General features: G+C 49.6%; 26 protein-coding genes and 1 riboswitch. Of the genes, 15 read left to right on the top strand and 11 right to left on the bottom strand.

The window, feature by feature from the left end; all coding sequences use genetic code 11:
- Positions 1–12: 12 nt before the first annotated feature.
- The 3 genes from C4F37_RS11835 to ubiK all read right to left on the bottom strand — a co-directional run bounded on the left by C4F37_RS11835 (position 13) and on the right by ubiK (position 3,702).
- Positions 13–2,517, bottom strand: a complete 2,505-nt coding sequence (locus C4F37_RS11835) for a fimbria/pilus outer membrane usher protein (RefSeq protein WP_000277103.1) — start codon at positions 2,515–2,517, stop codon at positions 13–15.
- A 59-nt stretch (positions 2,518–2,576) separates the two neighbouring features.
- Complete coding sequence (locus C4F37_RS11830) at positions 2,577–3,128, bottom strand: fimbrial-like protein (RefSeq protein WP_001272145.1); 552 nt, start codon at positions 3,126–3,128, stop codon at positions 2,577–2,579.
- Between the two features lie 283 nt (positions 3,129–3,411).
- On the bottom strand, positions 3,412–3,702 hold the full coding sequence (ubiK, locus tag C4F37_RS11825) for a ubiquinone biosynthesis accessory factor UbiK (RefSeq protein WP_001295626.1): 291 nt from the start codon (positions 3,700–3,702) through the stop codon (positions 3,412–3,414).
- Positions 3,703–3,823: 121 nt separating this feature from the next.
- Positions 3,824–3,972, top strand: a riboswitch (FMN riboswitch).
- A gap of 103 nt (positions 3,973–4,075) precedes the next feature.
- Here ubiK and ribB point away from each other — a divergent pair.
- Both ribB and yqiD read left to right on the top strand, forming a co-directional pair.
- Positions 4,076–4,729, top strand: coding sequence for a 3,4-dihydroxy-2-butanone-4-phosphate synthase (gene ribB, locus C4F37_RS11820; RefSeq protein ID WP_001076997.1), 654 nt, complete (start codon positions 4,076–4,078; stop codon positions 4,727–4,729).
- A gap of 261 nt (positions 4,730–4,990) precedes the next feature.
- Positions 4,991–5,161, top strand: a complete 171-nt coding sequence (gene yqiD, locus C4F37_RS11815) for a protein YqiD (protein WP_000469266.1) — start codon at positions 4,991–4,993, stop codon at positions 5,159–5,161.
- A 57-nt stretch (positions 5,162–5,218) separates the two neighbouring features.
- Here the strand turns inward: yqiD and zupT are convergent, their stop codons facing one another.
- Positions 5,219–5,992, bottom strand: a complete 774-nt coding sequence (zupT, locus tag C4F37_RS11810) for a zinc transporter ZupT (protein ID WP_001774048.1) — start codon at positions 5,990–5,992, stop codon at positions 5,219–5,221.
- Positions 5,993–6,134: 142 nt separating this feature from the next.
- Between zupT and ygiD the strand changes: the two genes are divergently transcribed.
- Positions 6,135–6,923 carry a 4,5-DOPA dioxygenase extradiol gene (ygiD, locus tag C4F37_RS11805; RefSeq protein WP_001320780.1) on the top strand — a complete coding sequence of 263 codons (789 nt, stop codon included), beginning with the start codon at positions 6,135–6,137 and terminating at the stop codon, positions 6,921–6,923.
- A 37-nt stretch (positions 6,924–6,960) separates the two neighbouring features.
- Here the strand turns inward: ygiD and C4F37_RS11800 are convergent, their stop codons facing one another.
- From C4F37_RS11800 to tolC, 3 genes are all read right to left on the bottom strand, one after another.
- Positions 6,961–8,121, bottom strand: coding sequence for a glutathionylspermidine synthase family protein (locus C4F37_RS11800; protein ID WP_000442860.1), 1,161 nt, complete (start codon positions 8,119–8,121; stop codon positions 6,961–6,963).
- A gap of 5 nt (positions 8,122–8,126) precedes the next feature.
- Positions 8,127–8,798, bottom strand: a complete 672-nt coding sequence (locus tag C4F37_RS11795) for a DUF1190 family protein (RefSeq protein WP_000831543.1) — start codon at positions 8,796–8,798, stop codon at positions 8,127–8,129.
- 147 nt (positions 8,799–8,945) lie between these two features.
- Positions 8,946–10,427, bottom strand: a complete 1,482-nt coding sequence (tolC, locus tag C4F37_RS11785; RefSeq protein WP_000735278.1) for an outer membrane channel protein TolC — start codon at positions 10,425–10,427, stop codon at positions 8,946–8,948.
- Between the two features lie 204 nt (positions 10,428–10,631).
- Here tolC and nudF point away from each other — a divergent pair, with 204 nt between their 5' ends.
- The 5 genes from nudF to parE are packed head-to-tail and all read left to right on the top strand — an operon-like array spanning position 10,632 to position 15,038.
- Positions 10,632–11,261: an ADP-ribose diphosphatase gene (gene nudF, locus C4F37_RS11780; RefSeq protein ID WP_000917117.1), complete on the top strand. Its 630-nt coding sequence runs from the start codon at positions 10,632–10,634 to the stop codon at positions 11,259–11,261.
- Positions 11,262–11,684 carry a DUF1249 family protein gene (locus tag C4F37_RS11775; RefSeq protein ID WP_000833393.1) on the top strand — a complete coding sequence of 141 codons (423 nt, stop codon included), beginning with the start codon at positions 11,262–11,264 and terminating at the stop codon, positions 11,682–11,684.
- A 24-nt stretch (positions 11,685–11,708) separates the two neighbouring features.
- Positions 11,709–12,536, top strand: coding sequence for a 3',5'-cyclic-AMP phosphodiesterase (gene cpdA / locus C4F37_RS11770; RefSeq protein WP_000444747.1), 828 nt, complete (start codon positions 11,709–11,711; stop codon positions 12,534–12,536).
- The gene (yqiA, locus tag C4F37_RS11765; protein WP_000105733.1) at positions 12,536–13,117 is read left to right on the top strand and encodes an esterase YqiA; all 582 of its coding nucleotides are present in this window, start codon (positions 12,536–12,538) and stop codon (positions 13,115–13,117) included. The genes cpdA and yqiA overlap by 1 nt, the downstream gene beginning before the upstream one ends.
- A gap of 28 nt (positions 13,118–13,145) precedes the next feature.
- Positions 13,146–15,038, top strand: a complete 1,893-nt coding sequence (gene parE, locus C4F37_RS11760; protein WP_001774047.1) for a DNA topoisomerase IV subunit B — start codon at positions 13,146–13,148, stop codon at positions 15,036–15,038.
- 47 nt (positions 15,039–15,085) lie between these two features.
- Here parE and C4F37_RS11755 read toward each other — a convergent pair whose 3' ends face one another.
- Positions 15,086–15,400 carry a putative quinol monooxygenase gene (locus C4F37_RS11755; RefSeq protein ID WP_000958598.1) on the bottom strand — a complete coding sequence of 105 codons (315 nt, stop codon included), beginning with the start codon at positions 15,398–15,400 and terminating at the stop codon, positions 15,086–15,088.
- 30 nt (positions 15,401–15,430) lie between these two features.
- On the bottom strand, positions 15,431–16,012 hold the full coding sequence (gene mdaB, locus C4F37_RS11750) for an NADPH:quinone oxidoreductase MdaB (protein ID WP_000065430.1): 582 nt from the start codon (positions 16,010–16,012) through the stop codon (positions 15,431–15,433).
- A 318-nt stretch (positions 16,013–16,330) separates the two neighbouring features.
- Here mdaB and C4F37_RS11740 point away from each other — a divergent pair, with 318 nt between their 5' ends.
- Positions 16,331–16,663: a DUF2645 family protein gene (locus C4F37_RS11740; RefSeq protein WP_000917685.1), complete on the top strand. Its 333-nt coding sequence runs from the start codon at positions 16,331–16,333 to the stop codon at positions 16,661–16,663.
- Between the two features lie 45 nt (positions 16,664–16,708).
- On the opposite strand, the gene qseC is transcribed toward C4F37_RS11740, so the two are convergent.
- Both qseC and qseB read right to left on the bottom strand, forming a co-directional pair.
- Complete coding sequence (gene qseC, locus C4F37_RS11735; RefSeq protein WP_000673402.1) at positions 16,709–18,058, bottom strand: quorum sensing histidine kinase QseC; 1,350 nt, start codon at positions 18,056–18,058, stop codon at positions 16,709–16,711.
- Positions 18,055–18,714 carry a quorum sensing response regulator transcription factor QseB gene (gene qseB / locus C4F37_RS11730; protein ID WP_001221493.1) on the bottom strand — a complete coding sequence of 220 codons (660 nt, stop codon included), beginning with the start codon at positions 18,712–18,714 and terminating at the stop codon, positions 18,055–18,057. Before qseB ends, qseC begins: the two co-directional genes overlap by 4 nt.
- Positions 18,715–18,865: 151 nt before the next feature.
- Between qseB and ygiW the strand changes: the two genes are divergently transcribed.
- The 6 genes from ygiW to parC all read left to right on the top strand — a co-directional run bounded on the left by ygiW (position 18,866) and on the right by parC (position 24,827).
- Positions 18,866–19,258, top strand: a complete 393-nt coding sequence (gene ygiW, locus C4F37_RS11725) for an OB fold stress tolerance protein YgiW (protein WP_000712658.1) — start codon at positions 18,866–18,868, stop codon at positions 19,256–19,258.
- Positions 19,259–19,310: 52 nt separating this feature from the next.
- Positions 19,311–19,793, top strand: a complete 483-nt coding sequence (locus C4F37_RS11720; protein WP_000183505.1) for an AraC family transcriptional regulator — start codon at positions 19,311–19,313, stop codon at positions 19,791–19,793.
- Between the two features lie 204 nt (positions 19,794–19,997).
- Positions 19,998–20,294, top strand: a complete 297-nt coding sequence (gene mqsR / locus C4F37_RS11715) for a type II toxin-antitoxin system toxin MqsR (protein ID WP_000415584.1) — start codon at positions 19,998–20,000, stop codon at positions 20,292–20,294.
- 1 nt (position 20,295) lies between these two features.
- A complete protein-coding gene (gene mqsA / locus C4F37_RS11710; RefSeq protein ID WP_000650107.1) occupies positions 20,296–20,691 on the top strand; it encodes a type II toxin-antitoxin system antitoxin MqsA in 396 nt (131 codons plus the stop codon).
- A 132-nt stretch (positions 20,692–20,823) separates the two neighbouring features.
- Complete coding sequence (locus C4F37_RS11700; RefSeq protein WP_001295629.1) at positions 20,824–22,431, top strand: ABC transporter substrate-binding protein; 1,608 nt, start codon at positions 20,824–20,826, stop codon at positions 22,429–22,431.
- 137 nt (positions 22,432–22,568) lie between these two features.
- Positions 22,569–24,827 (top strand): DNA topoisomerase IV subunit A, encoded by a 2,259-nt coding sequence (gene parC / locus C4F37_RS11695; RefSeq protein WP_001281841.1) that lies wholly within the window; start codon positions 22,569–22,571, stop codon positions 24,825–24,827.
- The last annotated feature ends 65 nt before the right edge of the window (positions 24,828–24,892 follow it).

The following is a 24,892-nucleotide window of genomic DNA, read 5'->3' as shown; positions in this document are numbered from 1 at the left end:
TTTCATCCTGAATTAATTTTGGCTAATACACGGTAAAATAGCCGTTCCGGTGGTTAAGTTGCTGCTATTGGGTGGTTGAATAAAACAAGATTTGTCACCCCAGCGTAAAGCAAGTTTGTTATCATCCTGAATGCCGTTGAGGTATACAAAGCCGCCATCAGCAACCAGTCCTAATTCTTTGTGGCTGGTTTCATCTTTTACGCTAATCCCCAGTGGTGGATGACTACCATCTGCCAGGCGAATAACCCCTATGATTTGGTAGCCCTTGCGGGTATCAAGTTTGGCGTAGCCAATAGCACCCTCGGTTAAGGTGGTGGTGATAACCGAGTTTTCGATATCCACATTTTCTGGCAGATTTCGGGTATCAACACTTAATGATGTTGTTATGTAACTGCTGACTGATGGAATAACTCCGATGCCATACCGATTAGTTACCGCGCGTTTATTGTTCAACGGAATATCTTCAGTGCCGTCTGCGTCGATCATAAAACGCGAGTCAGCACTACCGCTATAGTCGTGGAAAGCGGCACCGTGGCGAGTCGCAGTGAATGAACCATTCCAACTGGCATTCAGAGAATAATAACTGTCTCGCTGTGATGTACCGGAGAGGTAGAGTCGACCGTTCTCGGTATTATGCTGATAACTGGCGCGTAGTGACGCTTTCATATCTTTGAATTCATCATTGTCGCCTGAAGCAGAAACGCTCCAGGAATTATTTCGATCGGAAGAGTCATACCACGAAGCAGTATGCGAAATCTCATTATCCTGATTTCGTTGCATACCATAGCTCAATGTTCTACTAGTTCCCCAGGGAATCGAAATATTTAGGTACAGTTGATCCTGGTTGTCTTCTTCCCAGTTTATTCGGCTAAATGTTAGAGAAGTGGAGACGTTTTTTAATGGCCCGATATCAAAATCGCGGCTAAGTGATAATGAATAATTCACATTACTGCTGGCGTCCCAGTAAGTATTACGAGCCAAACTTACGTATGTATTTAACCTTAATGATTCAAGATACTGGTTAAACGTGACAATATAACTCTCTTTTTCATTCTGATAATTCGTGTAATGGTTAGTGTCATTGATATATTCATTCATTGTCACAAAGTTTTTATCAGAGAAACGGTAACCAGCGAAAGTGAGCTGGCTACCGGTAGATTCAAAACGTTTTGAATAGTTAGCGCGGTAGCTATAACCCGTTTCTTTATCCTGATTATGCAACTGAGCATCAGATCGTGTGACATCAAAAGATAATGAACCTAATGAGTTAAGGTTAAAACCAACGCCGGCAGCCAGAGATTGATAATCACGGTTTGTTAAAACTGAACCACCATACAGGGATACATTGTTCAGCCAACCCCATGAGAATTCACCAGTCCAGAAGAAGGGTTGTTGTAAGGAATCACCACCAACGCTGGTCGGTTTACCCATAGCAGTGGTGTAGCGAATCTGCCCTTTACGCGTCAGATAAGGAATACTATTAGATGCAACTTGCCATTGCGTAACGCGTCCGTCCTCTTCTTCAACCTTGACGTCAAGTTGCCCCTGTAATGTATTGAATAAATTGGTAATAGCAAATGGGCCTGGAGGAACATTTTCTTGATAAATAATACGGTTGTTCTGTGAGACAGTGACCTTTGCATTCGTTTGTGCGACACCCGTGATTTGCGGTGCGTAACCACGTAGGTCTGGCGGTAACATATTCTCATCGCTTTTCAACGAAATGCCAGAAAAATGGAAAGAGTCGAAAATAGAGGATTCAGTATCGTATTGACCTATAGTTAGTTTTGCATTCATTGCTGGGATTGGGCGAAACAAATAAATACGCGGAAAATCCAGGTTGGTCGCCTGGCTTTTGCCATTGTTAAATGACTGATCGTACTGGTAATCAGTACGCAGGCGCCAGGCCCCAAGATTAACCCCAGCCTGCCCATAGGAACTTATATTTTGCGAATTATCGCCCTGATGTGGTGCATAATGAGAGGCATATAAATTGTAGTCAAGAAATGCCCCAGCAATACCATGATTCCAAAGTTCAGGAGGCGTCCAGTTTGCATCTTTGTATTTTAACCATGCCTGAGGTGCAGATATGGATAATTGCATTTTCCCTTTATCGAGATAAGTTGTAATTTGTTTTTCTTTTTCGATAGGGTAACAACCATCGATCAGGTTTTGCTGAGTTTTTTCAATAAATTCATCAGTAAATCCTAATAATGTTAATTGCTCTGGTGTCACGCAAACTGCAGTTTGGTTATCAATTAATACCCATTGGAGGTCAAGGTGGATTGGCGTCCTCTTATTATTAATCAGAGTGCTTAGTGAATATTTGCCGACGGGTAATTGGCCATCAGTTTCAAATTGGGAAAGGTTAACGTTTTCACGATCTTCGGCTTCGATTAAATCTTTGTTGAATTCAACGGCATAAGCTGACGCACAACCAATGATGATAACGGATAATGAACAATAAATATTTTTAATCAATTCGCTTATTGTGGTTAATTTTAATTTTTTATACATCTGATCCACTTATCATTAATCCGTTAATGATGTGGCCGGGCGAACCCGGCCAAATGCGATTACTCGTAAGCAATCTTGTAGTCAGCCTGAGCGTAAACGTTGCCCGGGGTGGCATCTTTGCTTGGGGATTCCATACGAGCTTTGAAATTCAGTTCCTGATAGCTGTTGGTATTGTTGAACGTAATTACTACCGGAGTACCTAAAGTTACTTCGCCGCTCTGGCTGTCCAGAATACGTACGCCAACGCCAGTGGCGCCGCCGATTTCAGTTTCTTTGGTATTTTTCAGAAGATCAGACTGACCCGTCATGGTATTTGCTGTAGTGAAAGTAACCTTCGCTTTTGAATAAGTAGTTCCACCCTGACTCAGCATGCAGTCCTGCAGGTGAATAGTGAAAGGTTCAGCCAAAGATTTCTGATCGCTTTTCAGTACGGTATCTGCTACTTCACCCAGATTTACAGTTAAATCTTCGTCACCTGGTTTAATAGAACATGGAGCAGAGATAACTTCACCTTTAAATTTAACAATACCGTGACCTTCATCAGCAAACACGTTATTGGAAAGAATCATTGCTACGCCAGCAACAAGAAGTGACTTTTTAAAAGCGGACATAATATTCCTTTATATAAAGATAAGTAGAAAAGAGAATGATTAGTAACTGTTATTTAAGGACTACTAATCATTGAAATATGATATTTTATTTTGTGTTTTTTATATAATTAGTTTATCTAAATATCGATTAAGTAAAACTTAAAAAATACATTGCAATTATACTTTCAATTGTACTCATTCATTTTTGTGATGGTTTTCTGAATGGGATTACGCGATAAGGTAATAGAAAGCACTATAAATTAGAGGATTAATTCATAATTTACAGTGCATTAAAGACGAATGTTTACAGCGTTGGGGGGAGAGTCTCTGGATCTGGCTGCTTTTTGATCTCAGTACTGCGATTTTCCAGTTCGCTGATTCTTTGTTCAAGCAGCGCCAGTTTTTCACGAGTCCGTAACAGGACTTGCGTTTGGACGTCGAACTCTTCACGGCTTACAAGGTCGAGGCGCGTCAGCTGCGCTTGTAGGGTTTGGCGGATTTTTTTCTCCACATCTTCCCCGAACTCCCTGATTCCTTTAGGCATTGATTCGTGAACCTGGCGAGCGATTTGCTCAATTTTTTTCGGGTCAATCATTGTAGTTTCCCTGTACTGATAGGTGTTGAGTGCCATTGTAGTGCGATAAGGGTAAGTCATAAACCAGAATTATGTGAAGCTATGCGTTGCTGCCGCTAATCATTAGCGTTATAGTGAATCCGCTTATTCTCAGGGCGGGGCGAAATTCCCCACCGGCGGTAAATCAACTCAGTTGAAAGCCCGCGAGCGCTTTGGGTGCGAACTCAAAGGACAGCAGATCCGGTGTAATTCCGGGGCCGACGGTTAGAGTCCGGATGGGAGAGAGTAACGATTCTGTCGGGCATGGACCCGCTCACGTTATTTTGGCTATATGCCGCCACTCCTAAGACTGCCCTGATTCTGGTAACCATAATTTTAGTGAGGTTTTTTTACCATGAATCAGACGCTACTTTCCTCTTTTGGTACGCCTTTCGAACGTGTTGAAAATGCACTGGCTGCGCTGCGTGAAGGACGCGGTGTAATGGTGCTTGATGATGAAGACCGTGAAAACGAAGGTGATATGATCTTCCCGGCAGAAACCATGACTGTTGAGCAGATGGCGCTGACCATTCGCCACGGTAGCGGTATTGTTTGCCTGTGCATTACTGAAGATCGCCGTAAACAACTCGATCTGCCAATGATGGTAGAAAATAACACCAGCGCCTATGGCACCGGTTTTACCGTGACCATTGAAGCAGCTGAAGGTGTGACTACCGGTGTTTCTGCCGCTGACCGTATTACGACCGTTCGCGCAGCGATTGCCGATGGCGCAAAACCGTCAGATCTGAATCGTCCTGGCCACGTTTTCCCACTTCGCGCTCAGGCAGGTGGTGTACTGACGCGTGGCGGTCATACTGAAGCAACTATTGATCTGATGACGCTGGCAGGCTTTAAACCGGCTGGTGTACTGTGTGAGCTGACTAATGACGATGGCACGATGGCGCGTGCACCAGAGTGTATTGAGTTTGCCAATAAACACAATATGGCGCTCGTGACTATTGAAGACCTGGTGGCATACCGTCAGGCACATGAGCGTAAAGCCAGCTGAAAACCGCTGCTTAATTTACTGCCTTAATCAAGAAACCGAAGTTGTAGCAGGCTTCGGTTTTTATTTTTCCCTGCTATGCAAGATGTTAATTCCGCTTCTCTTTCTATGAGAAAATTTCATTAATATCAGGCATTCTTTTTCATTATGATCAAAATCATATAATTGTTCCGTTATTATGCGACCATATGAATATATCCGAAAAAGGATATGTGAAATTTATACGCTAAATGTTTAGTATTGTTAAATATTAAGGGTAAAAGGATGTTTATCGCCTGGTACTGGATTGTATTGATTGCTCTGGTTGTGGTGGGTTATTTCCTGCATTTGAAACGTTATTGTCGGGCGTTTCGCCAGGACAGAGACGCACTGCTTGAAGCGCGGAACAAATACTTAAACAGTACGAGAGAAGAGACAGCCGAAAAGGTAGAATAAGGCTTTCGTGAAGCTGGCAGAAGTTGTCCATGCGCTGGACAACTTCTGATGTTGTTTTTAACCAATTCCCGCCGTTTGTAGCAGCACTAAACTGAATCCCATCACTGACATTCCACATAGTACGCCATAGCTGGGGTTATTATTAGGGTCAATCTCTTTGGCGAGCGGCATTAATTCATCAACCGAGAGCGCCACCATAATTCCTGCAACCGCCGCCATGATTGCCGCCATGACCACCGGGGAAATCATGCTACCGAGGATTAACCACGCCAGCACACCACCAAGAATTTCTGCTAGTCCAGAAATCCCCGCCCACAGAATCGCGGTGCGTTTAGACCCCGTTGCCGCATAAACCGGGCCTGCCACTGCCAGACCTTCAGGGATATTGTGCAACGCGACGGCCAGTGCGATGCCAAATCCCAGCTCCAGGTTGCTGCTCGCCGTGACAAAGGTGGCAATCCCTTCCGGGAAGTTATGCAGACTGATGCCGAGAGTGAGCAGAATGGCTGTGCGCTTGATCGATTTTGGCAACGGCTGCACCGATTTTTGCATTAAATCCTGCGGATGAGCATGTGGCAACATGAGGTCCAGGCCAAAATAGCCAAGCAGACCGAAGATAAACATTCCATAACCCAACACAGGCGACATTCCTTCAGCTGCTAGTGCGGCAGGAAGCATTTCCATTAATGAGATGAGCAACATGATCCCCGCCGCAAAACCTAGCGAAAACGCCAGTAAGCGGTTCGAGGGTTTTTGCCCGAGAACGCCGAGAAACGCGCCAATAAACGTGGCTGCCCCCGCCAGTATGGTCAGAATGAGAGGTACTGACATCGACAACTCCTTATAAATCTTCACCTTCAGGCAGATCGTCAAAATAACTGATGATCATCATCATTGTTATCCGGGTTCTTACTCCGCCGAACAAGCGTATTGTGAGGATATCAAAATGACACCTTTAGTTAAGGATATCATCATGTCTTCAACACGTATGCCAGCATTGTTTTTAGGTCACGGTAGTCCGATGAACGTGCTGGAAGATAATTTGTATACCCGCAGCTGGCAGAAGTTGGGGATGACATTGCCACGCCCGCAAGCGATTGTGGTGGTTTCGGCTCACTGGTTTACCCGTGGAACAGGAGTGACCGCGATGGAGACGCCGCCCACGATTCATGACTTTGGTGGCTTCCCGCAGGCGCTGTACGATACGCATTATCCTGCTCCGGGTTCGCCTGCGCTGGCACAGCGTCTGGTTGAGCTGTTAGCGCCGATCCCGGTGACGCTGGATAAAGAAGCCTGGGGCTTTGACCACGGCTCGTGGGGCGTGCTGATTAAGATGTATCCTGACGCTGATATCCCGATGGTGCAGTTGAGTATCGACAGTAGCAAACCTGCCGCCTGGCATTTCGAAATGGGGCGCAAACTGGCAGCGCTGCGAGATGAAGGAATAATGTTGGTCGCCAGCGGTAACGTGGTGCATAACCTGCGCACAGTGAAGTGGCACGGTGATAGTTCACCGTATCCGTGGGCGACGTCGTTTAATGAGTATGTGAAAGCGAATCTGACGTGGCAAGGGCCAGTGGAACAACATCCTCTGGTGAATTACCTCGACCATGAAGGTGGCACGTTATCGAACCCAACGCCAGAGCATTATTTGCCGTTGTTGTATGTGTTAGGTGCGTGGGATGGGCAGGAGCCAATTACCATTCCGGTTGAGGGTATAGAAATGGGCAGCCTGAGTATGCTGTCGGTGCAGATAGGCTAACAATTACCGGATGGCGAGTGCCATCCGGTATCGTGGCTTATTCAACAAAAATATGTGGATAAAACCGAGACATATCCTGGGTGATCAATGCACGGTCTTCACGAATGCCAATTCCGGCGGGTTGATCGTTCACCAGCCAGCTACCAATCAGCATATAGCTGTCGCCGAATTTCGGTAACGGGTGGAATTGCTGAACAATCATCCCTTCTTCGCCATACGGACCTTCCGCTGCTTCAATGGTTTTGCCGTTCTCAATGATCGACACGTTTGCGCCTTCACGGGAGAAGATCGGTTTAACCACATATTTTTCCATTTGCGGATGATCATCTTCCGCAAAATAAGCGGGCAGCAGGTTCGGGTGATTCGGGAACATCTCCCACAGTAGCGGTAGAAGTGCCTTGTTGGAGATAATGCTCTTCCACGCCGGTTCCAGCCAGCGTACGCCTGCATCCTCCAGCTTGGTTGAGAACATCTCACGCAACATAAATTCCCACGGATACAGTTTGAACAGGTTGGAAATTACCTGATCCTGTAAATCCGTGAACTGACCTTTTTCACCTAACCCGATATCATCGATGTAGAGGAACTCAGTAGCAATTTCAGCTTCCGTTGCGCAGTCCTGCAAATACTGAATGGTTCCGCGATCTTCCACCGTGTCGCGACAGCAGGTGAGATGCAGCAACTGGAAGCCATACTGTTCACGCAGCTCAACGAAGCGATCGATCAGTTTTTCTTGCAGACTGTTAAACTGGTCGCTGCCCTCCGGCAAGTTACCGGCGTTAAGCTGATCTTCCAGCCAGATCCACTGAAAGAACGCCGCCTCGTATAGTGACGTTGGCGTATCGGCGTTATTTTCCAGAAGTTTAGGTTCACCAGTGCCATCCCACGCCAGATCAAGACGCGAATAAAGCGATGGCTGGTGCGTCAGCCATGACTGGCGCACAAAACTCCAGGTGTGTTTTGGAATGCGGAATTTGGTCATCAGCTCATCGCTGGCGATCACTTTTTCCACCACTTTCAGGCACATCTGGTGCAGTTCGGCGGTGACTTCTTCCAGCTTTTCAACCTGGGCGAGGGTCAACTTGTAGTAAGCATCTTCACACCAGTACGGCTCGCCGTACATGGTGTGAAAATTGAAACCGTATTCGTGGGCTTTCTCACGCCAGTCCGGGCGCTCGGTAATACTGACTCTTTCCATCGGTATCAGCCACCCATTGAACGAGAAGAGGTACCGGTTGCACTACGCTGCATAGTGCTTTGTTTGGCAACAGATTCACCAAAACCGCCACGGGTAACGGTAGTGGTGGTCGCCGGTTTTGGTGCCATTGCCGTCTTCGGTACGGTCATGGTGCGGCCTGGCTGGGCTGCGCCATAGTTTTTACCCGTCGCGTCGGTATATTTACCGTAAGCCGGACTGGCTGGGTTTTTCGAGGAGAACAGCGGCTGCTGTGCAAATCCCGCGCCGCCGCCCATCAGACGCCCCATCATGTAACCGGCCATCAGCGGCATCCAGAAACTCCCGCTGGATTGCTGGGCCTGCGCCTGGTTTTCTGGTGCCATGCCAGCCTGGGCTGGTGCCTGCTGGCACTGACCTTCACCAAATTCAGCAACACAGTCTTCACGGGTGGCGTATTTCGGCGCAGTACGTTCGGCTTCTTTCAGCGCATTGTTGTACGCGGTGGTACATTCGGCGCTTTTGCCTGGGTTTGCAGCTGAACAGTCGTCAGCATTTTGATAGAGAGACACTGTTTCATCACTCTTTTCACAGCCAGCCAGCATAAAAACAGTGGCAACCGCGAGAGCGACTGGTGTCAGATGGCGTGCGCTCCAGTTTTTGCGGAACGATGCGTGGCGTATGGATTTTGTCCGTTTCATTTTTGTCTTCCGGGACCAGTGGTAAATACCCATCAGAATAGAGGATGGCTGGTCGAAATTGAAGCGAGAAGGGGGAAGAATGCGGCAGATAACCCGTATCTTTACGTTGCCTTACGTTCAGACGGGGCCGAAGCCCCGTCGTCGTCATCAGTTACGGAAAGGGTTATGACCGTTACTGGTGGTAGTGCGTGCGGATGTTTGCTGAACGACTGGTGCCGGGCTATCAGGCGCATAACCATCAGCAATAGCATTCTGTTCCGGCGTTTGCGGTGCAACGTTTTCCGGATTAGTGGAAACCGGTTTGCTCAGCGCATTGTTCAGTGCCAGCAGATCCTGCTCGTTCAACGTACCCAGAGCTGACTTAATATTCAGCTGATTAATCAGGTAGTTATAACGCGCATTCGCCAGCTCTTGCTTGGCGTTGTACAACGTGGTGGTCGCATCCAACACATCAACAATGGTACGCGTACCGACCGAGTAGCCCGCTTCCATCGCGTCTAATGAGCTTTGAGCGGAAACTACGGCTTGTTTGTAGGCGTTAATGCTACTGATAGATGCATTAATGTTGTTGAAGGAGGAACGCACGGTCTGCACGACGCTACGATGGGCACTTTCCAGTTGCTCGCTGGCACCGACAAAGTTGTACTGTGCCTGTTTCACCTGCGAGTTAACCATTCCGCCCTGATAAATCGGCAGCGAGAAGCTCAGGCCAACTTTGTTCTGGCCCATATTGCTATCGTCATACTGGGTACCAGCGGCACCACGGGTTTTCGAACCGCTATAAGAGGTGTCAGAAATCCCGGTAGAAGCCGTTAAATCCAGAGTCGGTAAGTGACCATCCTGCGCCTGGCGAATTTGCTCGCGCGCCAGGTCCTGGCTCAAGCGTGCCTGTAACAGCGACAGGTTGCGTTTTTCGGCTTCTTTCAGCAGCGCGTTAACCGGCTGTGGTTTGTCGGTTTTAAAGTTTTCGACATTCAGCGCAGCCAGTTCCGGATAGTAGTTACCGGTGATCTGGCGCAGCTGCTCTACCGCGTTATCAAGGTTATTACGTGCGGTCACTTCGTTCGCCAGCACGGTATCGTACTGTGCGCGGGCGTTCTGCACGTCGGTGATCGCTACCAGGCCCACGTTAAAACGTTGGGTGGTTTGATCTAATTGACGGTAGATCGCTTCTTTTTGTGCCTGTGTATAGGAAAGAACGTCAATAGCATTCAACACGTTGAAATAAGCGGTCGCGGTGTTGAGGATCAAGGTTTGCTGATCGGTCTGATACGTGACGTCCTGAATCCCTGCTGCTTTTTCCTGCAGCGTTAACGCACGCCATTTCGACATATCAAAAATGGATTGAGTTAACTGCAAGGACGCACTGGTCGCGTTAGAGTTGATGCCGTTCGCGTCGCGGTAGCCGTTGCTATAGGTGTAATCTGCACCTAAACCTAGCTGTGGCAGTAATGGACTGCGCGCTTCATTAATTTTTTCAAAGGCAGCATCACGATCGGCGGCAGACTTACGCAATTCCGGGTTACTAAGGCGTGCTTGCTGATAAACTTGCATCAGGTTCTCGGCCTGGCTCAACGAACTGAACCCAGAAAGGCTCAGGCCGATAAGAATGGGGAGCAATTTCTTCATTTGCATTCCTTGTGGTGAAGCAGTATTTAGCGCGATCAAACTGTAAAATTATTGCGGATTCTAGCAGAAGCCGCTACCGCAAAAGGTTGGCGTTACGTGCCATAGGGCGTTAATGTGCCTCAATTTAACATATGACTGCTCAAACGGCAGTCAAACGTCGCTGAAATTCACATTTAATTCACTATTAGTGCCAGGACATTAACAATGCTTAAGCCAGACAACCTGCCCGTTACATTTGGCAAAAACGATGTAGAAATTATTGCACGAGAAACACTTTATCGCGGCTTTTTTTCATTAGATCTTTATAGATTTCGTCATCGTCTATTCAACGGGCAAATGAGTCATGAGGTGCGGCGGGAAATTTTTGAGCGCGGTCACGCCGCAGTCTTGCTACCCTTTGACCCAGTGCGTGATGAAGTTGTGCTGATTGAGCAGATTCGGATTGCCGCGTACGACACCAGCGAAACCCCTTGGCTACTGGAGATGGTTGCCGGGATGATTGAAGAGGGTGAAAGTGTGGAAGATGTTGCCCGTCGCGAAGCGATTGAAGAGGCGGGACTGATAGTCAAACGGACCAAACCGGTGTTAAGTTTCCTGGCAAGCCCGGGGGGCACCAGTGAGCGTTCGTCAATTATGGTGGGCGAAGTGGACGCCACGACCGCAAGCGGTATTCACGGTCTGGCTGATGAAAACGAAGATATTCGCGTTCATGTGGTAAGCCGGGAACAGGCATACCAGTGGGTAGAAGAGGGGAAAATCGACAACGCAGCGTCGGTCATCGCTTTGCAATGGCTGCAGCTGCATCATCAAGCGTTAAAAAATGAGTGGGCATAAATGAAGCGTTACACACCTGACTTTCCTGAAATGATGCGCCTGTGCGAGATGAACTTTTCACAATTGCGCCGTTTGTTACCGCGCAATGACGCACCCGGCGAAACTGTAAGCTATCAGGTGGCAAACGCACAATATCGGCTGACGATTGTGGAATCGACCCGATACACTACCCTGGTGACAATAGAACAGACTGCGCCCGCGATCAGTTACTGGAGCCTTCCGTCAATGACGGTGCGTCTGTATCATGACGCGATGGTGGCTGAAGTGTGTTCAAGCCAGCAGATTTTTCGCTTCAAAGCGCGGTATGATTATCCTAATAAAAAGTTGCATCAACGCGACGAAAAGCATCAAATTAATCAGTTTTTAGCGGACTGGTTGCGATACTGTTTAGCACATGGAGCGATGGCGATTCCGGTTTATTAGCGTCGTGAAACCTAAGGACACCATTTGGAAAGCCTGTTAACCCTTCCTCTGGCTGGTGAGGCCAGAGTCAGGATTTTACAAATTACCGACACTCACCTGTTTGCACAAAAGCACGAAGCCCTGTTAGGGGTAAACACCTGGGAGAGTTACCAGGCGGTGCTGGAGGCGATTCGGCCACACCAGCACGAATTCGACCTGATTGTCGCGACAGGTGATTTAGCGCAGGATCAATCCTCTGCGGCCTATCAGCATTTCGCTGAAGGCATCGCAAGTTTTCGTGCGCCCTGCGTCTGGCTGCCGGGCAACCACGATTTCCAGCCCGCGATGTACAGCGCGTTACAGGATGCGGGTATCTCCCCGGCGAAGCGCGTGTTTATTGGTGAGCAATGGCAAATCCTGTTGCTGGATAGCCAGGTGTTTGGCGTGCCGCACGGTGAGCTGAGCGAGTTTCAGCTTGAGTGGCTGGAACGTAAACTGGCCGATGCGCCAGAACGCCATACGTTGCTGCTGCTGCATCATCATCCGCTACCTGCGGGTTGTAGTTGGCTCGATCAACACAGTCTGCGTAACGCGGGCGAACTGGATACCGTGCTGGCGAAGTTTCCGCACGTCAAATACTTGCTGTGCGGTCATATTCATCAGGAGCTGGATCTCGACTGGAATGGTCGCCGCCTGCTGGCAACGCCGTCGACCTGTGTGCAGTTTAAGCCGCACTGTTCCAACTTTACGCTGGATACCATCGCGCCCGGCTGGCGTACTCTCGAGTTACATGCTGATGGCACGCTGACCACCGAGGTGCATCGCCTGGCGGACACACGTTTCCAACCTGATACCGCTTCAGAAGGCTACTGATGTCTACGCTTCTTTATTTACACGGTTTCAACAGCTCGCCGCGCTCTGCAAAAGCGAGCTTGTTAAAAAACTGGCTGGCGGAACATCACCCTGACGTTGAGATGATCATTCCGCAGTTGCCGCCGTATCCTTCCGACGCGGCAGAGCTGCTGGAATCCATTGTCCTAGAACATGGCGGTGATTCGCTGGGTATTGTCGGTTCGTCACTGGGGGGATATTACGCCACCTGGTTGTCACAATGTTTTATGCTGCCCGCAGTGGTGGTAAACCCGGCGGTGCGCCCGTTTGAACTGCTGACGGACTATCTCGGTCAGAACGAGAACCCCTACACCGGGCAGCAATATGTGCTAGAGTCACGCCATATTTACGATCTTAAAGTCATGCAGATTGACCCGCTGGAAGCGCCGGATTTGATCTGGCTGCTGCAACAGACGGGAGATGAAGTGCTGGATTACCGCCAGGCGGTGGCGTACTACGCTTCCTGCCGCCAGACTGTCATAGAAGGCGGCAACCACGCATTCACGGGCTTCGAAGATTATTTCAACCCGATCGTCGATTTTCTTGGTCTGCACCATCTCTGACGATCAACTCGAATTACTAACTTAAACCATGACGCAAACTTATAACGCTGATGCCATTGAGGTACTCACCGGGCTTGAGCCGGTTCGCCGCCGTCCGGGGATGTATACCGATACCACTCGCCCTAACCATTTGGGGCAAGAAGTCATTGATAACAGTGTGGATGAAGCACTGGCGGGTCACGCAAAACGCGTGGACGTTATTTTACATGCTGACCAGTCGTTAGAAGTTATTGACGATGGGCGCGGGATGCCGGTGGATATTCACCCGGAAGAGGGTGTACCGGCGGTTGAACTGATTCTTTGCCGTCTGCATGCAGGCGGTAAATTCTCTAACAAAAATTACCAGTTCTCTGGCGGCCTGCATGGCGTGGGGATTTCGGTGGTTAACGCCCTGTCGAAGCGCGTAGAAGTTAACGTGCGCCGCGATGGTCAGGTTTATAACATCGCCTTTGAAAATGGCGAAAAGGTGCAGGATTTACAGGTTGTCGGCACTTGCGGTAAACGCAATACTGGTACCAGTGTGCACTTCTGGCCGGATGAAACCTTCTTTGACAGCCCGCGATTTTCTGTTTCACGCCTGACGCATGTGCTGAAAGCCAAAGCGGTATTGTGCCCTGGCGTTGAGATCACTTTTAAAGATGAGATCAACAATACCGAACAACGCTGGTGCTATCAGGACGGTCTGAATGATTACCTGGCGGAAGCGGTAAATGGTCTGCCGACGCTGCCGGAAAAACCGTTTATCGGTAATTTCGCTGGTGATACTGAAGCTGTGGACTGGGCGCTACAGTGGCTGCCGGAAGGCGGTGAACTGCTGACCGAAAGCTACGTCAACCTTATCCCAACGATGCAGGGCGGTACCCATGTTAATGGTCTGCGTCAGGGCCTGTTGGACGCGATGCGTGAGTTCTGTGAATACCGCAATATTCTGCCGCGCGGTGTAAAGCTGTCGGCGGAAGATATCTGGGATCGCTGCGCCTATGTGCTGTCAGTAAAAATGCAGGATCCGCAGTTTGCCGGGCAGACGAAAGAGCGTCTCTCTTCGCGTCAATGCGCGGCATTCGTTTCTGGCGTGGTGAAAGATGCCTTTATCCTGTGGCTGAACCAGAACGTTCAGGCGGCTGAACTGCTGGCGGAGATGGCGATTTCCAGCGCCCAGCGCCGTATGCGTGCGGCCAAAAAAGTGGTGCGTAAAAAGCTGACCAGCGGCCCGGCGTTGCCTGGCAAACTGGCTGATTGTACCGCGCAGGACCTTAACCGTACCGAGCTGTTCTTTGTGGAAGGTGACTCCGCAGGCGGATCTGCCAAGCAGGCGCGCGATCGCGAATATCAGGCGATCATGCCACTGAAAGGTAAGATCCTTAACACCTGGGAAGTCTCTTCCGACGAAGTGCTGGCTTCGCAGGAAGTGCACGATATTTCGGTAGCGATCGGTATCGATCCTGACAGCGACGATCTGAGCCAGCTTCGTTATGGCAAAATCTGTATCCTCGCGGATGCGGACTCTGATGGTCTGCACATTGCCACGCTGCTCTGCGCTTTGTTCGTAAAACATTTCCGCGCGTTGGTGAAACACGGTCACGTTTACGTCGCACTGCCACCGCTCTACCGTATTGATCTCGGGAAAGAGGTTTATTACGCGCTGACGGAAGAAGAGAAAGAGGGCGTACTTGAGCAATTAAAACGCAAGAAAGGCAAGCCGAACGTCCAGCGTTTTAAAGGTCTGGGGGAAATGAACCCGATGCAATTGCGCGAAACCACGCTTGATCCGAACACTCGCCGTCTGGTGCAGTTGACTATCGATGATGAAGACGATCAGCGTACTGACGCGATGATGGATATGCTGCTGGCGAAGAAACGCTCGGAAGATCGCCGCAACTGGTTGCAAGAGAAAGGCGACATGGCGGAGATTGAGGTTTAAAGGAAAGAACATTGCCCGGTCAGGATGGCCGGGCAAACAAGGCAGGATTAAATCCCTGGCTGCAGAATACGGATATTCATCTCCAGCACGTCACCTTTTACGGCTTCGCTATACGCCTTCATGTGCGGGGTTTGCAGATGCGCTTCAAGATGCGCGATGCTTTCCCACTGCTCAATCATCACGATAGAATCCGGTGCCATAGACTGGAAACTCACGCCAGCTGCGCAATCCACCATTGGCGCATAGCCGTGGCAACCTTCTTCTTTCAGTACGGTTGGAACGATTTTAGCAAACTGATCCAATACCGCCTGACGGTGATGTTGACCAGGACGAGTACGGATTTCTGCGATTACGGTAAGCATGGTTAACTCCTTCTAAAGCCTGAGCTCTAGTTAACCAAAAATTTCCACAAGATGCTTGCGATATTCTTCAGTATAGCGGGGAACATCAGGCATTTTTATCACGTCATTAGCGATAAATGTCGGCAGCGGTTCCATACCGAGGAATTGGTTTGCTTTATGGAACGGCAGATACACACCGTCAACGCCAACGCCGTGGAAGAACTGATCTTTTTCGGTGAAGGCTTCCATTGGTGCGTTCCAGGTCAGAGAAAGCATATATTTTTTGCCCTGTACCAGGCCGCCGGAACCGTATTTTTTCGACGGATCTTTGCGGGTACGACCATCGCTGGCATACAGCGTCCCGTGACCTTCGGTGAATACATCATCAATGTATTTTTTCACTGTCCACGGCGCGCCCATCCACCAGCCTGGCATCTGCCAGATCACCACATCAGCCCAGAGAAAGTTTTGTACTTCCGCTTTGACATCGTAGTCGCTGTCGGCGCGAACGATGCGGACATCATGCCCAAGGTCGCGCAGTGTGCCATCCGCGACTTCGGTCAGGGTGTCGTTCAGTTGACCATTGGAGTGGGCGAATTTTTTCGCGCCGTTGATAATCAGGATGTTGCTCATTTTTTAACCTCAAGGTGAGACGTTTGCCGACTATAGTACGTCACAGAGCGGTACGGTGAAATTAGCAAAATGTGCAAAGTCTTTTGCGAATTTAGCAAAAGTCTGATCTTACTCTGACTCACCGATGCAGGATAAATATTTTCTGAAAATGACAATACTGATAGCCATTCCTCATAATTCTTACTCGCACCGGAATAATTTACACGTTTGGTTCGGTTTTTTTGGGGATTGAAAATATGGCTTTGAATAAGTAAAAGATGAAAGTATCAACGTGTCATGTTGATAATTATAAATGGATTTTTATGAGCGTACTGATATATGTTAAAGCAGAAAATTAAAACAATATTTGAAGCATTGCTATATATAATGCTTACTTATTGGTTAATAGATTCTTTTTTTGCTTTCAATAAGTATGACTGGATGCTTGAGTCGGGAGGAAATATTTGCAGTATACCTTCCGTTTCAGGCGGAGATCGTATATTGCAAGCAATGATTGCAGCATTTTTTCTTCTTACGCCACTTATTATTCTTATCTTAAGAAAACTCTTTATGCGGGAAATGTTCGAGTTTTGGGTATATGTATTCTCGCTCGGTATTTGTCTGGTTTGTGGTTGGTGGCTTTTTTGGGGACGGTTTATATTTTGCTATTAGTAAAATCTATGAGAGTCGTTTTAACGGCTCTCATAGACAGAGAAGTTACCAGCTTACCTTCGCCTCAAATCCACCTTGTTCCGCATTCCCAAATTCAACATTCATGCCATGCAATTTGGCGATTCGCTGGACAATCGATAGCCCAAGCCCGCTGCCGGTAGCGGTTTGTCCGGGTGGGCGATAGAAGCGTTCGCCAATTCGCGCCAGTGCCTCTGGTGTCACACCGGGGCCGTTATCCCTCACGATGAAATTATCAGCATTCAGCGTGACGTCTACCACGCTGCCCTGTGGACTGTAGCGCACGGCGTTATCCAGCAAATTTCGCACCAACAAACTTAGCAATAGCGGTTGCCCGGTGCGTTTGATGCTGTGGGCATTGAGTGTCAGTCGCACGTCAATTTTCGCCTGCTGCGCCGTGTGGTAAATATCCATCACCGACGATTGCAGGAGATCTTCAAGCGGGATCTCCGCGACGTCCTGAAGGTTATCCAGTGAGTCCAGCCGCGATAGCGTGAGCAGTTGATCAACCAGACGAGTAGCGCGATCGATCCCGGAATGTAATTGGAGCAGTGCTTTTTTCCGCGCCTGCGGATCATCGTCAGAGAGCTGCGCAACTTCGGTTTGCACTTTCAGCGCCGTTAACGGGCTACGAAGTTCGTGAGCTGCGTCGGAGGTAAAGCGTCGTTCACGAACCATCATCGCATGTGTGCGGGCGAACAGTTGATTTAGCGACTCAACCAGTGGCCGCACTTCGCTGGGTACGCCAGTCGCGTTTAGTGGTTTTTCCGAGTCAGGGTCACGCATACGTAGTGCCAGCGCCAGTTTGTTCAGCGGCGCGAGTTCACGACCCAGTAGTACCATCATGATGATTAACATAATCGGCAGTGCGACCAGCCACGGGATCAATTGCCCGGCAACAATCGCCAGCGCCATGTCTTCACGGTATTCCCATTCCTGGCCAACAACGATGCGATATTTGCCATCAGGTGAGGTCATCCAGACAAAACGCCAAGGATCGTCTTCACCGACCAGTTGCCCGTCAGCAAAACCTTCCCGTTGATAGCTATAGGGAATATCTTCTCCGTTATCGCCATCATTAAGGACCATTCTGCCGTCGTGGGTAAAGATGGCAAAGGTCAGCGCATCGTCATCAACATGACCGTGTTTTAATCTATTTGGCGTCTGTGCCATGCGATCCGCCGCGTTGATTTCGTTGAGATCGAGCGTACTTAACCGCTTGGCAAACAGCATCAGTTGGGTGTCGAACAATTCATCGACGTTATCCGTTGTTTGTTTCCAGGCGACAAAGCTGGAAAGCAGCCAGGTCACCGAGGCCAGAATTAAAAAGATTAGCGTCAGCCTGACGCGCAGACTAAGACGTTGGGTAAATTTCATTTCTCACCTAATGTGTAACCAATACCATGCACGGTACGAATAAAATCACTACCGAGTTTGCGTCGCAGATGATGCACATGCACTTCAACGGCATTACTGGTGACCTCTTCGTCCCAGGTATACAGTTTCTCTTCAATCAGTTTGCGCGGCAGTACCCGACCAGCGTTACGCATCAGTAATTCCAGCAGGGCAAATTCTTTTGGTTTCAGTGTTAAGGGTTCGCCAGCCAGCGTGGCGATACGTTTGCCGGGGTCGAGCATGACGTTACCGTGGCGCAGCTCGTTGCTGGCCTGGCCGTTGGTTCGGCGCATCAGAGCTTCCAGCCTGGCGGCGACTTCTATCAACGCAAAAGGTTTACACAGATAATCGTCAGCTCCCAGACGCAGCCCTTCTACACGTTCCGCCAGCGCATCGCGCGCGGTCAGGATCAGTACCGGCTCACGCTGACCTTTTTCTCGCCATTCGCGCAAAATATCGCGACCATCCATGCCTGGTAAGGTTAAATCCAGGATCACCGCATCATAAGGTGCGCTATAAAGCGCCTCTTTTCCCTGACGACCTTGTGTAAACCAGTCGACGCTAAAACCCATTTTACTAAGGCCCGTTTTGATGCCGTCGCCAATCAGCATGTCATCTTCTATCAGTAAAATTCGCATTTTTTCATCCCTGCGATAACCGTATTTGCTGCCAGTAAACCGTGTTGTAACGCGCTCTGTACAGCACTAAATTTTATTTTTTTCCCTTAAGAAGTTGTTAAGGACTATCTTGTTAAATGCTCGGAAACAGACATTAAAGGGAGTAATAAACATGAAAAAATTCGCAGCAGTAATCGCAGTAATGGCCCTGTGCAGCGCACCGGTGATGGCAGCAGAGCAGGGCGGTTTTTCTGGCCCATCGGCAACGCAAAGTCAGGCCGGAGGATTCCAGGGGCCGAACGGCAGCGTAACGACTGTAGAAAGCGCAAAATCCCTGCGTGACGACACCTGGGTAACCCTGCGCGGCAATATCGTTGAACGCATCTCTGACGATCTCTACGTGTTCAAAGATGCCAGCGGTACTATCAATGTTGATATCGACCACAAACGCTGGAACGGCGTGACGGTGACGCCGAAAGATACGGTTGAGATTCAGGGTGAAGTCGATAAAGACTGGAATTCTGTTGAAATTGACGTCAAACAGATCCGCAAAGTAAATCCGTAATTGTTACCGCTCCCGGGACGCGTTCCCGGGAATAATTTCGCAGGGAGGCAAAATGACAAACCTGACACTGGATGTAAACATTATCGATTTCCCATCAATACCTGTGGCGATGTTGCCGCACCGCTGTAGCCCTGAATTGCTCAACTACAGCGTGGCGAAATTTATCATGTGGCGTAAAGAGACGGGGCTTTCTCCTGTTAACCAAAGCCAGACTTTTGGCGTCGCCTGGGACGACCCTGCCACCACCGCACCGGAAGCGTTTCGCTTTGATATCTGCGGCAGCGTTAGCGAACCGATTCCCGATAATCGTTATGGTGTGAGCAATGGTGAACTTACCGGTGGACGTTATGCCGTGGCCCGCCACGTTGGCGAGCTGGACGATATTTCACACACGGTATGGGGCATCATTCGCCACTGGCTGCCTGCAAGCGGCGAGAAAATGCGTAAAGCACCGATTCTGTTTCACTACACCAATCTTGCCGAAGGGGTGACAGAGCAGCGACTGGAAACGGATGTTTATGTGCCGTTGGCGTGATGCCTGACTCCAGCTTCCCTTATAAATTCCTGCTTCAAACTGGCGCTACTAATGCGCCACTTTCTTATATGGTCAATCACTTTCCTTAAAGAATACGTTTTGTGTGGTCACTATCTCCGTACATCTAACTAACCTTTTAGGTGCTTTTTCATTGCTGTAATTAACCTTTTAGGTTATAACTAAAGTAACAGGGAGGCGGGGGTTATGGAAAAACGCACACCACATACACGTTTGAGTCAGGTTAAAAAACTTGTCAATGCCGGGCAAGTTCGTACAACACGTAGTGCCCTGTTAAATGCAGATGAGTTAGGTTTGGATTTTGATGGTATGTGTAATGTTATCATTGGATTATCAGAGAGCGACTTTTATAAAAGCATGACCACCTACTCTGATCATACTATCTGGCAGGATGTTTACAGACCCAGGCTTGTTACAGGCCAGGTTTATCTTAAAATTACGGTAATTCATGACGTACTGATCGTCTCGTTTAAGGAGAAGTAATATGAAATGTCCGGTTTGCCACCAGGGAGAAATGGTTTCTGGCATTAAAGATATTCCATACACCTTCCGTGGACGAAAAACAGTATTGAAAGGTATCCACGGTTTATATTGTGTCCATTGCGAAGAGAGCATCATGAATAAAGAAGAGTCAGATGCTTTCATGGCGCAAGTAAAGGCATTTCGGGCTTCGGTGAATGCCGAAACAGTGGCACCTGAATTTATAGTGAAGGTTCGAAAAAAGCTCTCTCTTACCCAAAAAGAGGCAAGCGAAATTTTTGGGGGAGGTGTAAATGCGTTTTCGCGTTACGAAAAAGGCAATGCCCAACCTCATCCTTCCACAATCAAACTTTTACGTGTTCTGGATAAGCATCCAGAACTATTGAATGAAATCCGTTAATTAATGGAAAAGCGGGGGCAACTCGCTTTTTTCTTTACCGGAGTGTGAGCCAAATCACTCGCGATAAGTTTGAGCGAACAATGCCACAGGCGTATTGTTGTTGGGCTTATAATTTCTCCGGTAAGGAATACCATGTATACGCGAAATTTATTATGGCTGGTCAGCCTGGTAAGTGCGGCTCCTCTCTACGCTGCTGACGTTCCCGCCAACACACCGCTCGCCCCGCAACAAGTCTTTCGTTACAACAATCATAGCGACCCAGGTACGCTCGACCCGCAAAAGGTGGAGGAGAATACTGCCGCGCAGATTGTGCTGGATCTGTTTGAAGGTCTGGTATGGATGGACGGTGAAGGCCAGGTGCAGCCCGCTCAGGCTGAACGCTGGGAGATACTGGACGGCGGCAAGCGCTATATTTTCCATCTGCGTAGCGGTTTGCAGTGGTCCGACGGTCAGCCTCTGACGGCAGAGGATTTTGTCCTCGGCTGGCAGCGCGCGGTTGACCCGAAAACGGCAAGCCCTTTTGCTGGCTATCTGGCACAGGCGCACATTAACAATGCCGCAGCTATTGTTGCGGGTAAAGCAGATGTTACATCGCTGGGTGTCAAAGCGACGGATGATCGTACTCTTGAAGTTACGCTTGAGCAGCCGGTTCCTTGGTTCACGACGATGCTCGCCTGGCCGACGCTGTTCCCGGTTCCTCATCATGTCATCGCTAAACATGGCGATAGCTGGAGTAAGCCAGAGAACATGGTTTACAACGGTGCCTTTGTGCTTGATCAGTGGGTAGTTAACGAAAAGATTACTGCACGCAAAAATCCAAAGTACCGCGATGCGCAACATACAGTATTGCAACAGGTTGAGTATCTGGCGCTAGATAATTCGGTCACCGGCTATAACCGCTATCGCGCGGGAGAGGTCGATCTCACCTGGGTTCCGGCGCAGCAAATTCCCGCCATTGAAAAATCACTGCCTGGCGAGCTACGAATTATTCCGCGTCTGAACAGCGAATATTACAACTTCAACCTTGAGAAACCGCCATTTAACGATGTGCGAGTGCGTCGGGCGCTATATCTTACGGTTGATCGACAGCTTATTGCGCAAAAGGTACTGGGGTTGAGAACGCCCGCAACCACGCTGACGCCGCCAGAGGTAAAAGGCTTTAGCGCGACGACGTTCGATGAACTGCAAAAGCCAATGAGTGAGCGCGTCGCGATGGCAAAAGCCTTGCTGAAACAGGCGGGATACGACGCCTCTCATCCGCTACGCTTTGAGCTGTTCTACAACAAGTACGATCTGCATGAAAAGACCGCGATAGCGTTGTCTTCCGAATGGAAAAAATGGCTGGGTGCACAGGTGACGCTGCGCACAATGGAGTGGAAAACCTATCTTGATGCCCGACGAGCCGGTGATTTCATGCTGTCTCGGCAGTCGTGGGATGCGACGTACAATGATGCTTCCAGCTTCCTGAACACGCTCAAAAGCGATAGTGAAGAAAACGTCGGTCACTGGAAAAATGCGCAGTATGACGCCTTACTAAACCAGGCCACGCAGATCACTGATGCGACAAAGCGTAATGCGTTGTATCAGCAGGCAGAAGTGATCATCAACCAACAGGCACCGCTGATTCCTATCTACTATCAGCCGTTAATCAAACTGCTTAAACCCTACGTTGGCGGTTTTCCGCTGCATAATCCCCAGGATTATGTCTACAGCAAAGAGTTGTATATCAAGGCACATTGATGCCTTTATCGCCGTCGGAGCACGTCCGGCGGCGCTATTCACGCTGATCTCCTGTGACTCGACGCGGCAGATAATGTAGTATCTCCGGCAATATTGCCCCTTTGAAGGCTGGCGAATAAGTTGAGGAATCAGAATTAATGAGCGATATGGCAGAGCGCCTTGCGCTACATGAATTTACGGAAAACGCCTACTTAAACTACTCCATGTACGTGATCATGGACCGTGCGTTGCCGTTTATTGGTGATGGTCTGAAACCTGTTCAGCGCCGCATTGTGTATGCGATGTCTGAACTGGGCCTGAATGCCAGCGCCAAATTTAAAAAATCGGCCCGTACCGTCGGTGACGTACTGGGTAAATACCATCCGCACGGCGATATCGCCTGTTATGAAGCGATGGTCCTGATGGCGCAACCGTTCTCTTACCGTTATCCGCTGGTTGATGGTCAGGGGAACTGGGGCGCGCCGGACGATCCGAAATCGTTCGCGGCAATGCGTTACACCGAATCCCGGTTGTCGAAATATTCCGAGCTGCTATTGAGCGAGCTGGGGCAGGGGACGGCTGACTGGGTGCCAAACTTCGACGGCACTTTGCAGGAGCCGAAAATGCTACCTGCCCGTCTGCCAAACATTTTGCTTAACGGCACCACCGGTATTGCCGTCGGCATGGCGACCGATATTCCACCGCATAACCTGCGTGAAGTGGCTCAGGCGGCAATCGCATTAATCGACCAGCCGAAAACCACGCTCGATCAGCTGCTGGATATCGTGCAGGGGCCGGATTATCCGACTGAAGCGGAAATTATCACTTCGCGCGCCGAGATCCGTAAAATCTACGAGAACGGACGTGGTTCAGTGCGTATGCGCGCGGTGTGGAAGAAAGAAGATGGCGCGGTGGTTATCAGCGCATTGCCGCATCAGGTTTCAGGTGCGCGCGTACTGGAGCAAATTGCTGCGCAAATGCGCAACAAAAAGCTGCCGATGGTTGACGATCTGCGCGATGAATCTGACCACGAGAACCCGACCCGCCTGGTGATTGTGCCGCGTTCCAACCGCGTGGATATGGATCAGGTGATGAACCACCTCTTCGCTACCACCGATCTGGAAAAGAGCTATCGTATTAACCTTAATATGATCGGTCTGGATGGTCGTCCGGCGGTGAAAAACCTGCTGGAAATCCTCTCCGAATGGCTGGTGTTCCGCCGCGATACCGTGCGCCGCCGACTGAACTATCGTCTGGAGAAAGTCCTCAAGCGCCTGCATATCCTCGAAGGTTTGCTGGTGGCGTTTCTCAATATCGACGAAGTGATTGAGATCATTCGTAATGAAGATGAACCGAAACCGGCGCTGATGTCGCGGTTTGGCCTTACGGAAACCCAGGCGGAAGCGATCCTCGAACTGAAACTGCGTCATCTTGCCAAACTGGAAGAGATGAAGATTCGCGGTGAGCAGAGTGAACTGGAAAAAGAGCGCGACCAGTTGCAGGGCATTTTGGCTTCCGAGCGTAAAATGAATAACCTGCTGAAGAAAGAACTGCAGGCAGACGCGCAAGCCTACGGTGACGATCGTCGTTCGCCGTTGCAGGAACGCGAAGAAGCGAAAGCGATGAGCGAGCACGACATGCTGCCGTCTGAACCTGTCACCATTGTGCTGTCGCAGATGGGCTGGGTACGCAGCGCTAAAGGCCATGATATCGACGCGCCGGGCCTGAATTATAAAGCGGGTGATAGCTTCAAAGCGGCGGTGAAAGGTAAGAGCAACCAACCGGTAGTGTTTGTTGATTCCACCGGTCGTAGCTATGCCATTGACCCGATTACGCTGCCGTCGGCGCGTGGTCAGGGCGAGCCGCTCACCGGCAAATTAACGTTGCCGCCTGGGGCGACCGTTGACCATATGCTGATGGAAAGCGACGATCAGAAACTGCTGATGGCTTCCGATGCGGGTTACGGTTTCGTCTGCACCTTTAACGATCTGGTGGCGCGTAACCGTGCAGGTAAGGCTTTGATCACCTTACCGGAAAATGCCCATGTTATGCCGCCGGTGGTGATTGAAGATGCTTCCGATATGCTGCTGGCAATCACTCAGGCAGGCCGTATGTTGATGTTCCCGGTAAGCGATCTGCCGCAGCTGTCGAAGGGCAAAGGCAACAAGATTATCAACATTCCATCGGCAGAAGCCGCGCGTGGCGAGGATGGCCTGGCGCAACTGTACGTTCTGCCGCCGCAAAGCACGCTGACCATTCATGTTGGGAAACGCAAAATTAAACTGCGTCCGGAAGAGCTACAGAAAGTCACTGGCGAACGTGGACGCCGCGGTACGTTGATGCGCGGTTTGCAGCGTATCGATCGTGTTGAGATCGACTCTCCTCGCCGTGCCAGCAGCGGTGATAGCGAAGAGTAATATGCCGGGGAGGGCGCTGTTTCCTCCCGCTTGCAAGGAACGCCGGATGAAACGTTAAGTCGTCA

Source organism: Escherichia sp. R1 (assembly GCF_003000935.1).
Classification (GTDB): Bacteria; Pseudomonadota; Gammaproteobacteria; order Enterobacterales; family Enterobacteriaceae; genus Escherichia; species Escherichia coli.
This window is presented reverse-complemented; position numbering and strand designations above follow the sequence as displayed.

Bases quoted from the DNA above. Each gene is read 5' to 3' on its own strand.
- C4F37_RS11835 (WP_000277103.1), bottom strand. From the start codon at position 2,517: ATGTATAAAAAATTAAAATTAACCACAATAAGCGAATTGATTAAAAAT.
- C4F37_RS11830 (WP_001272145.1), bottom strand. From the start codon at position 3,128: ATGTCCGCTTTTAAAAAGTCACTTCTTGTTGCTGGCGTAGCAATGATT.
- ubiK (WP_001295626.1), bottom strand. From the start codon at position 3,702: ATGATTGACCCGAAAAAAATTGAGCAAATCGCTCGCCAGGTTCACGAA.
- ribB (WP_001076997.1), top strand. From the start codon at position 4,076: ATGAATCAGACGCTACTTTCCTCTTTTGGTACGCCTTTCGAACGTGTT.
- yqiD (WP_000469266.1), top strand. From the start codon at position 4,991: ATGTTTATCGCCTGGTACTGGATTGTATTGATTGCTCTGGTTGTGGTG.
- zupT (WP_001774048.1), bottom strand. From the start codon at position 5,992: ATGTCAGTACCTCTCATTCTGACCATACTGGCGGGGGCAGCCACGTTT.
- ygiD (WP_001320780.1), top strand. From the start codon at position 6,135: ATGTCTTCAACACGTATGCCAGCATTGTTTTTAGGTCACGGTAGTCCG.
- C4F37_RS11800 (WP_000442860.1), bottom strand. From the start codon at position 8,121: ATGGAAAGAGTCAGTATTACCGAGCGCCCGGACTGGCGTGAGAAAGCC.
- C4F37_RS11795 (WP_000831543.1), bottom strand. From the start codon at position 8,798: ATGAAACGGACAAAATCCATACGCCACGCATCGTTCCGCAAAAACTGG.
- tolC (WP_000735278.1), bottom strand. From the start codon at position 10,427: ATGAAGAAATTGCTCCCCATTCTTATCGGCCTGAGCCTTTCTGGGTTC.
- nudF (WP_000917117.1), top strand. From the start codon at position 10,632: ATGCTTAAGCCAGACAACCTGCCCGTTACATTTGGCAAAAACGATGTA.
- C4F37_RS11775 (WP_000833393.1), top strand. From the start codon at position 11,262: ATGAAGCGTTACACACCTGACTTTCCTGAAATGATGCGCCTGTGCGAG.
- yqiA (WP_000105733.1), top strand. From the start codon at position 12,536: ATGTCTACGCTTCTTTATTTACACGGTTTCAACAGCTCGCCGCGCTCT.
- parE (WP_001774047.1), top strand. From the start codon at position 13,146: ATGACGCAAACTTATAACGCTGATGCCATTGAGGTACTCACCGGGCTT.
- C4F37_RS11755 (WP_000958598.1), bottom strand. From the start codon at position 15,400: ATGCTTACCGTAATCGCAGAAATCCGTACTCGTCCTGGTCAACATCAC.
- mdaB (WP_000065430.1), bottom strand. From the start codon at position 16,012: ATGAGCAACATCCTGATTATCAACGGCGCGAAAAAATTCGCCCACTCC.
- C4F37_RS11740 (WP_000917685.1), top strand. From the start codon at position 16,331: ATGTTAAAGCAGAAAATTAAAACAATATTTGAAGCATTGCTATATATA.
- qseC (WP_000673402.1), bottom strand. From the start codon at position 18,058: ATGAAATTTACCCAACGTCTTAGTCTGCGCGTCAGGCTGACGCTAATC.
- qseB (WP_001221493.1), bottom strand. From the start codon at position 18,714: ATGCGAATTTTACTGATAGAAGATGACATGCTGATTGGCGACGGCATC.
- ygiW (WP_000712658.1), top strand. From the start codon at position 18,866: ATGAAAAAATTCGCAGCAGTAATCGCAGTAATGGCCCTGTGCAGCGCA.
- C4F37_RS11720 (WP_000183505.1), top strand. From the start codon at position 19,311: ATGACAAACCTGACACTGGATGTAAACATTATCGATTTCCCATCAATA.
- mqsR (WP_000415584.1), top strand. From the start codon at position 19,998: ATGGAAAAACGCACACCACATACACGTTTGAGTCAGGTTAAAAAACTT.
- mqsA (WP_000650107.1), top strand. From the start codon at position 20,296: ATGAAATGTCCGGTTTGCCACCAGGGAGAAATGGTTTCTGGCATTAAA.
- C4F37_RS11700 (WP_001295629.1), top strand. From the start codon at position 20,824: ATGTATACGCGAAATTTATTATGGCTGGTCAGCCTGGTAAGTGCGGCT.
- parC (WP_001281841.1), top strand. From the start codon at position 22,569: ATGAGCGATATGGCAGAGCGCCTTGCGCTACATGAATTTACGGAAAAC.